Here is a 14578-nt window from a genome sequence, read left to right as displayed (position 1 = left end):
TTTCGAAAACCCGGCCCTCGCGCCGGGTTTTTTATTGCCGCAGACAAAGAAAAACCCCGCCGGAGCGGGGTTTCTTTAAAGCGGTATTTGATGCGCTTAGTTGGCCAGGCTCATCTTGGGCTTGAACTGACCGGTCGGCGCCATGTCGAATATCTGGTAGACCTGTTCATTACGCAGCGGCACGCCGCTTTCGTCATTCACCAGGTTCTGCTCCGAGACGTAGGCGACATATTCGTTCTCGTCATTTTCGGCGAGCAGATGATAGAACGGCTGGTCCTTGCTGGGGCGAACTTCGGCGGGAATGGAGTTCCACCACTCCTCCGTATTCGCGAATTCCGGATCGACGTCGAAGATCACGCCGCGAAACGGAAAAACCTTGTGCCGGACCACTTCACCGATACCGAACTTTGCAACTCTTTCTTTCATGGTACGACTTCCTTTCATCACCAGATTTGGTGATTGGGCCTGCTCAAATCAAGATTTGTGCAGGATTTCGTCACATGAGTGTCATGTCGCCATCAGCCTCAGTGACATCGAGAAAAGCCCCGGCTTTCGCCAGGGCTTTTCGGTATTCGCTTATGCCGAGTAGTACATGTCGTATTCGACAGGATGCGGCGTCATTTCGAAGCGCATCACTTCGGCCATCTTCAGCTCGATGAACGAGTCGATCTGGTCGTCGTCGAAAACGCCGCCGGCGGTCAGGAACTTGCGATCCTTGTCGAGGCTCTCAAGCGCTTCACGCAGCGAGCCGCAGACCGTCGGGATCTTCTTCAGTTCCTTCGGCGGCAGGTCGTACAGATCCTTGTCCATGGCCTTGCCCGGATGGATCTTGTTCTTGATGCCGTCGAGACCGGCCATCAGCATCGCTGCGAAGGCGAGGTAGGGGTTCGCCATCGGGTCCGGGAAGCGGACTTCGACGCGCTTTGCCTTCGGGTTGCTGCCGAACGGGATGCGGCAGGAAGCGGAGCGGTTGCGGGCCGAGTAGGCCAGCAGAACCGGAGCTTCATAACCCGGGACGAGACGCTTGTATGAGTTCGTCGACGGGTTGGTGAAGGCGTTCAGCGCCTTGGCATGCTTGATGATGCCGCCGATGAAATAGAGGCAGGATTCCGAAAGGCCTGCATATTCGTCGCCTGCGAAGCCCGGCTTGCCGCCCTTCCAGATCGAAAGATGAACGTGCATGCCCGAGCCGTTGTCGCCGAAGATCGGCTTCGGCATGAAGGTTGCCGTCTTGCCGTAGGCATTGGCGACCTGGTGCACGACATACTTGTAGATCTGCATCTTGTCGGCGTTGCGAACCAGCGTGTCGAACTTGATGCCGAGCTCGTGCTGGGCAGCTGCCACTTCGTGGTGGTGCTTTTCGACGACGACGCCCATTTCGCTCAGAACCGTCAGCATCTCGGAACGCATGTCCTGGGCGCTGTCGATCGGCGGAACCGGGAAGTAGCCGCCCTTGACGCGCGGACGGTGGCCGAGGTTGCCGGTCTCATATTCGGTGTCGTCGTTCGACGGCAGTTCGGTCGAGTCGAGCTTGAAGCCGGTGTTGTACGGGTCGGCCTTGTACTTGACGTCGTCGAAGACGAAGAATTCGGCTTCCGGGCCGACGAACACGGTGTCGCCGATGCCGGATGCCTTCAGATAGGCTTCGGCCTTCTTGGCGGTGCCGCGCGGGTCGCGGTTATAGGCTTCGCCCGAGACCGGATCGAGAATGTCGCAGATGATGACCATCGTCGACTGCGCGAAGAACGGGTCCATGTGAACCGTGTCGGTATCCGGCATGAGAACCATGTCGGACTCGTTGATGGCCTTCCAGCCGCCGATCGAGGAACCGTCGAACATGACGCCGTCGGCAAACATGTCTTCGTCCACACAGACGACGTCCATCGTCACGTGCTGCAGCTTGCCCTTGGGGTCGGTGAAGCGCAGATCCACGAACTTGACGTCGTTCTCCTTGATCTGCTTCAGAATTTCGCTTGCACTCGCCATGAAACACTCCCTTTGATTTGCTATGACGACTTGGCTTTGCCTCTTGTGGCAAAGCCTGCTTAAATAGCGTCGATACCGGTTTCGCCAGTACGAATGCGGATGACTTCCTCGACATTCGACACGAAAATCTTGCCATCGCCGATGCGGCCGGTCTGGGCGGCCTTGCGGATCGCGTCGATGACGGCTTCGGCATTCTCGTCGGCGAGAACCACTTCGACCTTCACCTTCGGCAGGAAATCGACAACATATTCGGCGCCACGGTAAAGCTCCGTGTGGCCCTTCTGGCGACCGAAGCCCTTTGCTTCCGTAACCGTAATGCCCTGCAGGCCGACTTCCTGAAGGGCTTCCTTCACTTCGTCGAGCTTGAAAGGCTTAATGATCGCTTCGATCTTTTTCATGAGAAAATGACTCTCCGCTTCTCCCGTTAAAGCGTGCGTATGCCGCTCGCGAAACATGATGCAGGTATCATGCCAGTTCGCAACGGGCCAGATCGAAAAAATGCGGCAAATGCACCCAAAACCGCGCCAAGGCTCCTGTTTAGCTGCGATTTTTCGTAAAAAGATGACAATTTCGATCGGAAAAAATCGAAAATACCACGGAAATCGCAGATTTTTCTGTGGAAGTGAGTTTCGGTTTGCTGAATGTCGATGGGTTAAAAATAGGCAATTGCACAAATAATGATCGTGCTTCCGTCGCCCGAAACCGGTTGTTTTTTAGGCGTTTTTTGACTTCAATGGGGTCATGACCGATCGATTGAGTGAATTGCTTCTGACGCCCGCCGAAATGGCGGCTGTCGACAAGGCGGCGGCTGAAAGCGGCATCGACAGCTTTGCGCTGATGACCAGCGCAGGCGCGGCTGTGGCTGCGGCCGCGATGCGGCTTTATCCCGGCGCACTTCGCTTCGCCGTCCTCTGCGGACCCGGCAACAATGGCGGCGACGGCTATGTGGCAGCCCGCTTCCTGGCCGAGAGCGGCGCAGCAGTTGCCGTCTTCCAGCTCGGCGATCCCGAACGGATGAAGGGCGACGCCGGGCGGGCCTATACGGAATGGAGTGGCGATGTCGAACCGCTCGAAGAGTACCGTCCAAAAGACGGCGACGTCGTCATCGACGCTCTGTTCGGTGCCGGGCTGAGCCGCGATGTGCCCGGTGAGGTCGAGGACGTCATCTCGGCCGTGCGCTGGGCCGATCTGCCCGTCATCGCCATCGACCTGCCATCGGGCATCGACGGTGCGACGGGCGAGGTGCTCGGCGCGGCCTTTTCAGCCACGCAGACGATCACTTTCATGACCCGCAAGCCGGGCCATCTCTTGATGCCGGGCAGGGAGCTTTGCGGGGCACTCGATGTCATCGATATCGGCATTCCCGCCCGGATCGTCCGCGCGCATGCCGGTTCGGAGGTCGCCGAAAACACCCCGGCCCAATGGGCGCATCTGACGCCGTCGGCGCGGCTGGAGACCCACAAATACAAGCGCGGCCATCTCGTCGTCTTCTCCGGTTCGGCGGGAAAGACCGGCGCGGCGCGGATGTCGGCGATATCGGGCCTGAAGGCCGGTGCAGGTCTGGTGACGATCGCAGCGTCGGCGGAAGCGCTTGCGGAAAACAGCGCGCATCTGACGGCGGTCATGTTGCGCGAGATCGGCGACACGGAACAGCTGGAAGAATGGCTGGAGGACGACCGCCTGCACACTTTCGTGCTCGGTCCGGGCTTCGGGATCGGCGAGCAGGCGAGGGACTATGCCGCGACACTGAGCGACCGCCGCCTGGTGCTCGATGCTGACGGCATCACTTCGTTCCGCCAGGAGCCGAAGCGCCTGTTCGACCTGTTCTCCGGTGGCGAACCGCGTCTGGTCCTGACGCCGCATGACGGCGAATTCGCCCGTCTCTTCCCCGATATCGCCGCCGATACCGGGCTCGGCAAGACCGCCAAGGCACAGATGGCCGCGAAGCGCGCCAACGCGGCGATCGTCTTCAAGGGTGCCGATACCGTTATTGCGGCGCCGGATGGACGCGCGCTGATCAACACCAACGCGCCGGTCTGGCTGGCAACGGCAGGGTCCGGCGACGTGCTTGCCGGCATCATCGGCGCCTATCTGGCGCAGGGCCTTCCGGCCTTCGAGGCGGCAGCGATCGGTGTCTACCTGCACAGCCTCGCCGGGCAGCGCGCCGGCAAGGGGTTGACGGCGGAAGATCTCGCCGCCCACGTCTTGCCGTTCTGACTGCCGGTCGGCTGATTACCCGACCTCTTCCTGCAGCGCGATGGCGCCGAAGGGGGCGTTCACCTTGCCCTCATGGATCATGAAGGCGAAGACGTCGCGCGGCTCGGCCTTCACCTTGCGATCCGCGTCGATGACAGGCAGATCGTCGGGCACCTTGCCTTCGGCCCAGGTCTCCAGCCGCTTTGCCCAGGCCTTTAGGTCCTTGGGAGGGTAGCAGGTCCTGATCTCGTCCGAGCCCTTCTGCAGCCGCGCATAAACGAAATCCGCAGTGACGTCCGCTATCATCGGATAGTCGAAATGCTCGGCGACAACGGGCGCCACGCCGTACTTGGCGAGCAGCGCCACGAAATCCGGCGCCTTGAAACTGTCGTGGCGGACCTCGACGACATGGCGCAAGGGCAGGCCATCCTGCTTGTCGGGCAGCAGCTTCAAGAACGCTTCGAAATCGTCGGGCTCGAACTTCTTGGTCGGCGCGAACTGCCAGAGGATCGGCCCGAGACGGTCGCCGAGCTCCGTCAGTCCCTGTGTCAGGAACCGCTGCATGGATTCGCCGGCCTCGCCCAAAACCTTGCGGTTGGTAACGAAGCGGCTGGCCTTCAGCGAGAAGATGAAACCATCGGGCACATCCGCGCCCCATTTTGCGAAGGTCTCAGGCTTCTGCGAGCTGTAATAGGTGCCGTTGACCTCGATGACCTTCAGCTGGCGGCTGGCATAATTGAGCTCGTCCTTCTGCTTCAGGTCGGAGGGGAAGAAATGATTGCGCCAAGGCTCGAATGTCCAGCCGCCGATACCGACGCGGATAGTGCCGGATTTGCTCATTCTCTTCCTCCCTTTGCCTGTTCAAGCGATTTTGCTCAGGCGATTTGCTTTGCCATATCGACGATCACCCATTCTGGCCGGTAGGGGTTCGGCCGTCGACCCGTTTCCCGAAAGCCGAAGGCGCGGTAGATCGCGATATTCCTCTCCATCCGCGCATTGGTGTAGAGCCTGACTTCCGGCAGCCCCCATTCGCGCGTCTTGTCTTCCACCCAGCCGAGGATCGTACGGCCAATCCCGCGGCTATGATGATCAGGCGACACGGCGATGCTGAACAGCATCGTGTGATCCGCATGGCGCTCAAGAACGGCGAGCCCGCCAGGCTCACCATCGATATCGAGCAGCCACACCTCGCCATTGGCGATCCGCGGCGCATAATCCTCACGCATCGGCAGCGGCTCGCCGCCGAACTCCGCGACATAAGGGCCGTAAGCCGCCATGGTCAGGCGGCGCACGGTCTCAAGATCGTCAGCGGCCGCCTGTCTCAGCATCTCACTCGGCCGCCGCGACCGTCTTCTTCACCGGGCGACGCTCCAGCAGCTCCTTCAGGAACTGGCCTGTATAGGAGCGCTTCTCCTTGACGATCGCCTCAGGCGTGCCGGTCGCGACGATCTCGCCGCCGCCATCGCCGCCTTCGGGGCCGAAGTCGAGCACCCAGTCGGCTGTCTTGATGACTTCGAGATTGTGCTCGATGACCACAACGGAGTTGCCTTGGTTGACCAGCTCGTGCAGCATTTCCAGGAGCTTGGCGACATCGTGGAAGTGCAGGCCGGTGGTCGGTTCGTCGAGAATGTAGAGCGTGCGGCCGGTCGAGCGCTTCGACAGTTCCTTGGCGAGCTTGACGCGCTGCGCCTCGCCGCCCGACAGCGTATTCGCCTGCTGGCCGACCTTGATATAGCCGAGGCCGACATCGAAGAGCGACTGCAGCTTGTCGCGCACCGCGGGAACGGCGGCGAAGAATTCGACGCCTTCCTCGACCGTCATGTCGAGCACGTCGGAGATCGACTTGCCCTTGAAGGTGACGTCGAGCGTCTCGCGATTGTAGCGCTTGCCGTGGCAGACGTCGCAGGTGACGTAGACATCGGGCAGGAAGTGCATCTCGATCTTGATGACGCCGTCGCCCTGGCAGGCCTCGCAGCGGCCGCCCTTGACGTTGAACGAGAAGCGGCCCGGCTGATAACCGCGCGCCTTGGCTTCCGGCAGGCCGGCGAACCAGTCGCGGATCGGCGTGAAGGCACCGGTATAGGTCGCCGGATTCGAGCGCGGCGTGCGGCCGATCGGCGACTGGTCGATATCGATCACCTTGTCGATATGCTCGAAGCCGTCGATACGATCGTGATCGGCCGGGATTTCGCGCGCGCCCATGACACGGCGCGCCGCCGACTTGTAGAGCGTCTCGATCAGGAATGTGGACTTGCCGCCGCCGGAAACACCGGTCACTGCCGTGAATACGCCGAGCGGGATGGCGGCGGTGACGTTCTTGAGGTTGTTGCCCCTCGCGCCGACGACCTTGATTTCCTTGCCCTTCTTCGGCTTGCGCCGCTCATCGGGCACGGGAACGCCGAGTTCGCCGGAGAGATACTTGCCGGTCAGCGACTTCGGGTTCGCCATGATGTCCTGAGGCGTGCCGTGGGCGATAACCTGGCCGCCGTGAATGCCCGCAGCCGGGCCGATATCGACCACGTCGTCTGCGGTCAGGATCGCGTCCTCGTCATGCTCGACGACGATCACGGTATTGCCGATGTCGCGCAGGTGCTTCAGCGTATCGAGCAGGCGGGCATTGTCGCGCTGGTGCAGGCCGATCGAGGGCTCGTCGAGAACGTAGAGCACGCCCGTCAGGCCCGAGCCGATCTGCGACGCCAGGCGAATACGCTGGCTTTCGCCGCCAGATAGCGTGCCCGAATTGCGTGACAGGCTGAGATATTCGAGGCCTACATCGTTCAGGAAGCGCAGGCGGTCGCGGATTTCCTTGAGAATGCGCACGGCAATCTCGTTCTGCTTCGCCGTAAAATGCGACGGCAGGACTTCGAACCAGTCGCGGGCGACGCGGATCGACATCTGCGTGACTTCGCCGATGTGCAGCTTGTCGATCTTGACGGCCAGAGCTTCCGGCTTCAGCCGGTAACCGGCGCAGGACGGGCAGGGCGCGGCTGACATGAAACGCTCGATCTCCTCGCGCGCCCAGGCGGAATCCGTCTCCTTCCAGCGGCGCTCGAGATTGGTGATGATGCCCTCGAAGGTCTTGTGCGTCGTGTAGGAACGCGCGCCATCGGCATAGTGGAATTCGATCTTCTCTTCCGTGCCGTTCAGAATCACATCCTGCGCCTTGGCGGAGAGATCGCTCCAGCGGCTGGCGAGCTTGAAGCCGAAATGCTTGCCGAGCGCTTCCAGTGTCTGGTTGTAATAAGGAGAAGACGACTTGGCCCAGGGCGCGATCGCGCCGTCCTTCAGCGTCCGCTCCGGTTCCGGGATGATCAGGTTGGCGTCGATCTTCTGCTGCGCGCCAAGACCGTCGCAGGTCGGGCAGGCACCGGCCGGGTTGTTGAACGAGAAGAGCCGCGGCTCGATCTCGGGAATGGTGAAGCCGGAGACCGGGCAGGCGAATTTTTCCGAAAACAGCACGCGCTCATGCGTTTCGTTCAGCGACTTGTTGGCCGAGCCGCCGGCAGCGGTTTCCTCTGGCGGCAGCGGCTTGTCGGCAAATTCGGCGACCGCCAGCCCATCGGCGAGCTTCAGCGAGGTCTCAAGACTGTCGGCGAGGCGCGAGGACATGTCGGCGCGCACGACGATACGGTCGACGACGACGTCGATATCGTGCTTGTACTTCTTGTCGAGCGCCGGAACGTCGGCGATCTCGTAGAACTGGCCGTCCACCTTGACGCGCTGGAAGCCCTTCTTCATCAGTTCGGCGAGTTCTTTCTTGTACTCGCCCTTACGGCCGCGCACGAGCGGCGCCAGAATATAAAGACGCGTGCCCTCGTCGAAGGCGAGGACACGATCGACCATCTGGCTGACCGTCTGGCTCTCGATCGGCAGGCCGGTGGCCGGCGAATAGGGAACGCCGACGCGCGCAAAGAGCAGACGCATATAGTCGTAGATTTCGGTGACCGTGCCGACCGTCGAGCGCGGGTTTCGCGAGGTCGTCTTCTGCTCGATCGAGATGGCGGGCGAGAGGCCGTCGATCTGGTCGACATCAGGCTTCTGCATCATTTCCAGGAACTGGCGCGCGTAGGCCGAAAGGCTTTCGACATAGCGCCGCTGTCCCTCGGCATAGATCGTATCGAATGCCAGCGAGGATTTGCCGGACCCTGAAAGGCCCGTCATCACGATAAGCTTGTTGCGCGGCAGATCGAGGTCGATGCCCTTCAAATTATGCTCACGCGCGCCGCGGATGGAAATCGTCTTCAGTTCGCTCATCGTCTTCTGCTTTGGTCTCTTGGATGAAGCCCCTTATTTAGTGATGCTCGCGGGCGAGTCGAGGCTCAAATCCGGGGTAGGAGAAGGTTTTCGATTCTGTTGACAGGATCATAGTGAATAAATAGAACAAAGAAAGAACAAAATTCCTTGTGGATGACGGCCCGATGGACGCGCCTCGCAAGGGCTCTATAGTTTAAGGTGCACCGATTGTTTCAAGCGCCGCCGGGCAGGGCGGCAGGTAAGGTGAAAAGCATGGCTGGTAGCGTAAACAAGGTAATTCTGATCGGAAACGTGGGCGCCGACCCCGAAATCCGCAGGACCCAGGACGGCCGTCCGATCGCCAACCTGCGTATCGCGACCTCTGAGCAGTGGCGCGACCGCAATTCCGGCGAACGCCGCGAAAAGACCGAATGGCACACTGTCGTCGTCTTCAACGAAGGCCTCTGCAAGGTTGTCGAGCAATACGTCAAGAAGGGCGCCAAGCTCTATATCGAAGGCGCGCTGCAGACCCGCAAGTGGCAGGACCAGCAGGGCCAGGACCGCTACTCGACGGAAGTCGTGCTGCAGGGCTTCAACTCGACGCTGACGATGCTCGATGGCCGTGGTGACGGCGGCGGTGCAAGCTCCGGCTTCGGCGGTGGCGGCGGCCGTGGCAACAACAACGATTATGGTGGCGGCGGTGGCGGCTACGGCGACGATTACGGCGCGCCCTCACAGTCCTCCGGCGGCGGCCGTGGCGGCAGCAGCAGTGGCGGCGGTAGCGGCGGCAACTTCTCGCGGGATCTCGACGACGACATCCCGTTCTGAGAACCGGACGGATCAAATGAAAACGGCGCCCCTTGAGGCGCCGTTTTTGTTAGGCCGGTGTGGCGCTGATCAGATTGAGCGCCGCCTTGGCGCCATCGACAACGAACTGCACCGCCAGGGCCGCCAGGATGACGCCGAGAAGCCGCGTCAGGATCGCCCGGCCGGTGGCGCCGAGGAAACGGTCGAGCCTGTCGGCGACCAGCAGGGCGCCCAGCGTGATCAGCAGGTTGGCGGCAATGACGATGATCAGCTGCGCCCGCTCGATCGACGAGGCGAAGGCACCAGAGAGCAGGATCGTCGCCGAGATCGCTCCCGGACCGGCAACCAGCGGGATTGCCAGCGGGAAGACGGCGATATTCTGGATGTGGTCCTTGGTGATGGCGACTTCGCTGGTCTTTTCCTTGCGGTCCTGACGCTTCTCGAAGACCATCTCGAAGGCGATCCAGAAGAGCAGCAAGCCACCAGCGAGGCGGAAGGCTCCCATGGATATGCCGAGTACGCCGAGCACGCCTGCGCCAAACAGCGCGAAGACCGCGAGAATGATGAAGGCGATCATCGAGCCGCGCAGCGCTACCTGCTTGCGCTGGGGCCGGCTCATGCCAGCGGTCAGCCCCAGAAAGATTGGCGCCAGCCCCGGCGGATCGATAGTCACGAGCAGGGTGGTGAAGGCATTGATCAGTTGGTCGGTGCTTGCCATTCGGTCTCCAAAACACCATATGAGGGCGAGGTTTCGCGATTGTGGAGCGACTGCCCGCGTTTGGCAAACCGCCTGTTTTCGCGTAGGCCTCCTCCCGGCGCAAAAACGCCAGAATTGCCGCCTTTCCGCCGTAAAAGCCTGTTCAAAACTCCCGCTCAAATTGGCGCGGAACGGGGCTTTCCGCTATAAATCTTTCAGTGATTCTACAAAGAGATCGTGATCTGTTTTGACTGAACAAACACCCCCAGGCGGCGGGAAGCTCCCGCCAGGCATCGAGCCCATCTCCATCATGGAGGAAATGCAGCGGTCCTATCTCGATTACGCGATGAGCGTTATCGTCAGCCGCGCGCTTCCTGATGTCCGTGACGGCCTCAAGCCCGTCCACCGGCGCATCCTTTACGGCATGTCCGAGCTCGGCATCGACTGGAACAAAAAATACGTCAAATGCGCCCGCGTAACCGGTGACGTGATGGGTAAATACCATCCGCACGGCAACTCGGCGATCTACGATGCGCTCGCCCGTATGGCGCAGGATTGGTCTCTTCGCCTGCCGCTGATCGACGGCCAGGGCAATTTCGGCTCTGTCGACGGTGACCCGCCGGCGGCCGAACGCTACACCGAATGCCGCCTGGAAAAGGCCGCGCATTCGCTGCTCGACGACCTCGACAAGGAAACGGTGGATTTCCGTGACAACTACGATGGCACGCTCTCCGAGCCGTCGGTGGTACCCGCGAAGTTCCCGAACCTGCTGGTCAACGGCGCAGGCGGCATCGCCGTCGGCATGGCGACCAACATCCCGCCGCACAATCTCGTCGAAGTCATCGACGGCTGTATCGCGCTGATCGACAATCCTGCGATCGAACTGCCGGATCTGATGCAGATCATCCCGGGCCCGGACTTTCCGACCGGCGCCAAGATCCTCGGCCGTTCCGGCATCCGTTCGGCCTATGAGACGGGCCGCGGTTCCGTCGTCATGCGCGGCGTTGCCACGATCGAGCCGATGCGCGGCGATCGCGAACAGATCATCATCACCGAAATCCCCTATCAGGTGAACAAGGCGACGATGATCGAGAAGATGGCCGAGCTGGTGCGCGAAAAGCGCATCGAGGGCATCTCCGACCTGCGCGACGAATCCGACCGCCAGGGCTACCGCGTTGTCGTTGAGCTGAAGCGCGACGCCAATGCCGACGTCATCCTGAACCAGCTTTACCGTTACACGCCGCTGCAGACCTCCTTCGGCTGCAACATGGTGGCACTGAACGGCGGCAAGCCGGAACAGCTCAACCTGCTCGACATGCTCCGCGCCTTCGTCGCCTTCCGCGAAGAAGTCGTTAGTCGGAGAACGAAATTCCTGCTCCGCAAGGCGCGTGAGCGCGCCCACGTCTTGGTCGGTCTGGCGATCTCGGTTGCCAATATCGACGAAGTCATCCGCGTCATCCGCCAGGCGCCGGATCCTGCGACTGCACGCGAACAGCTGATGACGCGCCGCTGGCCGGCAGCGGATGTCGAAAGCCTGATCCGTTTGATCGACGATCCGCGTCACCGGATCAACGAGGACATGACGTATAACCTCTCGGAAGAGCAGGCCCGCGCCATCCTCGAACTTCGTCTCGCCCGCCTGACGGCGCTTGGCCGCGACGAAATCGGCGACGAGCTCAACAAGATCGGCGAAGAAATCAAGGATTACCTCGATATTCTCTCGTCGCGCATTCGCATCATGACCATCGTCAAGGAAGAACTGGGCGCCGTTCGCGACGAGTTCGGCACACCGCGCCGCACCGAGATCATCGATGGCGGTCTTGAAATGGACGATGAAGACCTCATCGCCCGCGAAGACATGGTCGTGACCGTCTCGCATCTCGGCTACATCAAGCGCGTGCCACTGACGACCTACCGTGCACAGCGCCGCGGCGGCAAGGGCCGCTCCGGCATGACCACACGCGATGAAGATTTTGTTAGCCGGCTATTCGTGGTCAACACGCATACGCCCGTTCTGTTCTTCTCGTCGCGCGGTATCGTCTACAAGGAAAAGGTCTGGCGCCTGCCGATCGGCACGCCGACCTCGCGCGGCAAGGCGCTCATCAACATGCTGCCGCTGGCACCCGGCGAACGCATCACCACGATCCTGCCGCTGCCCGAGGATGAGGACAGCTGGGAAAGCCTCGACGTGATGTTCTCGACGACGCGCGGCACCGTTCGCCGCAACAAGTTGTCGGATTTCGTCCAGGTGAACCGCAACGGCAAGATCGCCATGAAGCTGGAAGAGGAGGGCGATGAAATCCTCTCCGTCGAGACCTGCACGGAGCACGACGACGTGCTTCTGACCACGGCGCTCGGCCAGTGCATCCGCTTCCCGGTCGATGACGTCCGTGTCTTTGCCGGCCGCAACTCGATCGGCGTGCGTGGTATCAACCTTGGTGATGGCGACAGCATCATCTCGATGACCATCGTCGGCCATGTCGACGCCGAGCCGTGGGAACGTGCTGCCTATCTGAAGCGTTCCGCTGCAGAGCGTCGCGCAACCGGCGTAGACGAAGAGGATATCGCTCTCGTCGGCGAGGAAGTCACCGAAGAGGGACAGCTTAACGACGAGCGCTACGAAGAGCTGAAGGCACGTGAACAGTTCGTGCTGACGGTCTCCGAAAAGGGCTACGGCAAGCGTTCCTCGTCTTACGACTTCCGCATCTCCGGCCGCGGCGGCAAGGGCATCCGCGCCACCGACACGTCGAAGACGGGCGAAATCGGCGCACTCGTCGCTGCCTTCCCGGTTGATGACGGCGACCAGATCATGCTCGTCTCCGATGGTGGCCAGTTGATCCGCGTTCCGGTCGGCGGCATCCGCATCGCCAGCCGCGCGACGAAGGGCGTCACGATCTTCTCGACCGCCAAGGATGAGAAGGTGGTTTCGGTCGAGCGCATCAGCGAACCGGAAGACGACAGCGAAGAGGTTGGTGAGATCACCAACGAAACGCCGATCGAAGCCGGCGCAGTGCCTCCGGCAACCGAAGGCGACGAACCTTCATCTTCCACGGAAGAATAATTTAACCGGCTTTGGCTGGAAAACCGGGCGGCCCCTGCCGCCCGGTTTTTTTATGCGCTAAAGAGATTCCTGCTAGTCTGAGTTGATTTTAGGGCGAGGGAATCATGGGGAATTGGACGCGGCGCGGCGTTCTCGTTGCGGGCTCGGCGATCGCCGGCGCCGTTGCAGGGCAGTATCTTCTGACGCCGGTGAGCGATCCGGGTCCGGCTTTCCCGCCAGAAGACGATGTTTCCTCGGGCGCCACCATCCTCAACGACGCGGGCGAGCTTTCACCGACCCCGGTCGCCCAGCATCTGACCTTTAACGAGCCGCCACAGGACGCGTTGATCGGCAAGCTCCGAGCCGCGCTTGCCGACGCCCGCAGCAACGGTCAATCGTTCGCCGCCAGCGCCGCGCGTCATTCCATGGGCGGCCATAGCCTGCCGCTGAACGGCACGGCCCTGACCCTCGATCAGGATTGGCTGGAGGCCGACACCTCGGCCAAGACCTATCGCGTCGCAGCCGGTGCCCGCTGGTCGACGATCATCCGCAAGCTCGATGCAATCGGCTTTTCGCCCGCCGTCATGCAGTCGAATAACGATTTCGGCGTCGCCAGCACCTTTTCCGTCAATGCGCATGGCTGGCCGGTACCCTTCAGCGGCTGCGGCAGCACTGTGCACTCGATGAAGATAATGACGGCTGACGGCAATCTGCTGACCTGCTCGCGCACTGAGAATACCGAGCTCTTCAATCACGCGATGGGTGGCTACGGCCTGTTCGGCGTCATTACCGAACTTGAGCTCGACATGGTGCCGAATACCCTGCTGGACCCGAGTTTCGAGCATCTGGCCGGCGAGGATATCGGCCGCCGCTTTGCCGAGGTCCTTGCGTCCGATCCCACGATCCAGATGGCCTATGGCCGCATGGATATCTCGCTCGACCGCTTCTTCGAAGATGCGCTGCTGATCACCTACCGCCCCTCCGCCGATCAGTCGAATATCCCGGCGGCGACCGGCTCCGGTCTCATCAGCCACGTCTCGCGCGAAATCTTCCGCCGCCAGCTCGGCTCCGACGGCGTCAAGCATATGCGCTGGTGGACGGAGGCGGTGCTGAACCCGCAGATCGCCGCCGCATCGACGCGCAACAGCCTGATGAACGAACCCGTCATCACCCTCGACGACCGCGATCCCACGCGCACCGATATCCTGCACGAATATTTCGTCTCGCCGTCGCGCTTTGCCGATTTTGTCACGGCTTGCCAGGAGGTTATCCCGGCCTCTTATCAGCAGCTGCTGAATATCACGCTACGTTATGTGAACACCGATAGCGACAGTGTCCTGGCCTATGCAACAGAGCCGCGCATTGCCGCGGTCATGCTGTTTTCGCAGGAGAAGACCGTGCGCGGCGAGGCCGATATGGCGCGGATGACGGAGGCGCTGATCGAGCGCGTCATTGCCATCGGCGGCAGCTATTATCTGCCGTACCGGCCGCATGCGCGCCTCGACCAGCTGCAGCGGGCCTATGTCCGGGCAGGTGATTTCGCTGCGGCAAAACGCAAGGCTGATCCCGGCCTGCTGTTCCGCAACCGCTTCTGGGATAATTATCTGGGCAAGATCTGA

The 14578-nt window shown here is 61.4% G+C and carries 11 protein-coding genes; 4 read left to right on the top strand and 7 right to left on the bottom strand.

Going from position 1 to position 14578, the window contains the following annotated elements:
- Nucleotides 1-96 precede the first annotated feature (96 nt).
- The 3 genes from hspQ to F2982_RS20030 form a co-directional block, all read right to left on the bottom strand.
- Nucleotides 97-426 (bottom strand): heat shock protein HspQ, encoded by a 330-nt coding sequence (gene hspQ, locus F2982_RS20040; RefSeq protein WP_130278340.1) that lies wholly within the window; start codon nucleotides 424-426, stop codon nucleotides 97-99.
- A gap of 150 nt (nucleotides 427-576) precedes the next feature.
- Nucleotides 577-1986: a type I glutamate--ammonia ligase gene (gene glnA, locus F2982_RS20035; protein WP_203428899.1), complete on the bottom strand. Its 1410-nt coding sequence runs from the start codon at nucleotides 1984-1986 to the stop codon at nucleotides 577-579.
- Nucleotides 1987-2045: 59 nt separating this feature from the next.
- A complete protein-coding gene (locus F2982_RS20030) occupies nucleotides 2046-2384 on the bottom strand; it encodes a P-II family nitrogen regulator (protein ID WP_003539626.1) in 339 nt (112 codons plus the stop codon).
- A gap of 343 nt (nucleotides 2385-2727) precedes the next feature.
- On the opposite strand from F2982_RS20030, the gene F2982_RS20025 reads away from it, so the two are divergent.
- Complete coding sequence (locus F2982_RS20025; RefSeq protein WP_203428898.1) at nucleotides 2728-4203, top strand: NAD(P)H-hydrate dehydratase; 1476 nt, start codon at nucleotides 2728-2730, stop codon at nucleotides 4201-4203.
- Nucleotides 4204-4218: 15 nt separating this feature from the next.
- Here F2982_RS20025 and F2982_RS20020 read toward each other — a convergent pair whose 3' ends face one another.
- The 3 genes from F2982_RS20020 to uvrA are packed head-to-tail and all read right to left on the bottom strand — an operon-like array spanning nucleotide 4219 to nucleotide 8436.
- On the bottom strand, nucleotides 4219-5022 hold the full coding sequence (locus F2982_RS20020) for a DUF72 domain-containing protein (RefSeq protein WP_203428897.1): 804 nt from the start codon (nucleotides 5020-5022) through the stop codon (nucleotides 4219-4221).
- Nucleotides 5023-5057: 35 nt separating this feature from the next.
- On the bottom strand, nucleotides 5058-5510 hold the full coding sequence (locus F2982_RS20015; protein WP_203428896.1) for a GNAT family N-acetyltransferase: 453 nt from the start codon (nucleotides 5508-5510) through the stop codon (nucleotides 5058-5060).
- A gap of 1 nt (nucleotide 5511) precedes the next feature.
- The gene (gene uvrA / locus F2982_RS20010; protein WP_203428895.1) at nucleotides 5512-8436 is read right to left on the bottom strand and encodes an excinuclease ABC subunit UvrA; all 2925 of its coding nucleotides are present in this window, start codon (nucleotides 8434-8436) and stop codon (nucleotides 5512-5514) included.
- Nucleotides 8437-8688: 252 nt separating this feature from the next.
- Here uvrA and F2982_RS20005 point away from each other — a divergent pair, with 252 nt between their 5' ends.
- A complete protein-coding gene (locus F2982_RS20005) occupies nucleotides 8689-9243 on the top strand; it encodes a single-stranded DNA-binding protein (protein WP_112711883.1) in 555 nt (184 codons plus the stop codon).
- 49 nt (nucleotides 9244-9292) lie between these two features.
- On the opposite strand, the gene F2982_RS20000 is transcribed toward F2982_RS20005, so the two are convergent.
- The gene (locus F2982_RS20000; RefSeq protein WP_112711885.1) at nucleotides 9293-9940 is read right to left on the bottom strand and encodes a MarC family protein; all 648 of its coding nucleotides are present in this window, start codon (nucleotides 9938-9940) and stop codon (nucleotides 9293-9295) included.
- A 226-nt stretch (nucleotides 9941-10166) separates the two neighbouring features.
- Here F2982_RS20000 and gyrA point away from each other — a divergent pair, with 226 nt between their 5' ends.
- Complete coding sequence (gene gyrA / locus F2982_RS19995) at nucleotides 10167-12980, top strand: DNA gyrase subunit A (protein ID WP_112711887.1); 2814 nt, start codon at nucleotides 10167-10169, stop codon at nucleotides 12978-12980.
- A gap of 104 nt (nucleotides 12981-13084) precedes the next feature.
- Nucleotides 13085-14578, top strand: a complete 1494-nt coding sequence (locus F2982_RS19990; RefSeq protein WP_203428894.1) for an FAD-binding oxidoreductase — start codon at nucleotides 13085-13087, stop codon at nucleotides 14576-14578.

The organism is Rhizobium sp. BG4, from assembly GCF_016864575.1.
Lineage (GTDB): Bacteria > Pseudomonadota > Alphaproteobacteria > Rhizobiales > Rhizobiaceae > Rhizobium.
The sequence above is the reverse complement of the archived record's forward strand: the minus strand, read 5'-3'. Positions and strand labels throughout refer to the sequence as shown.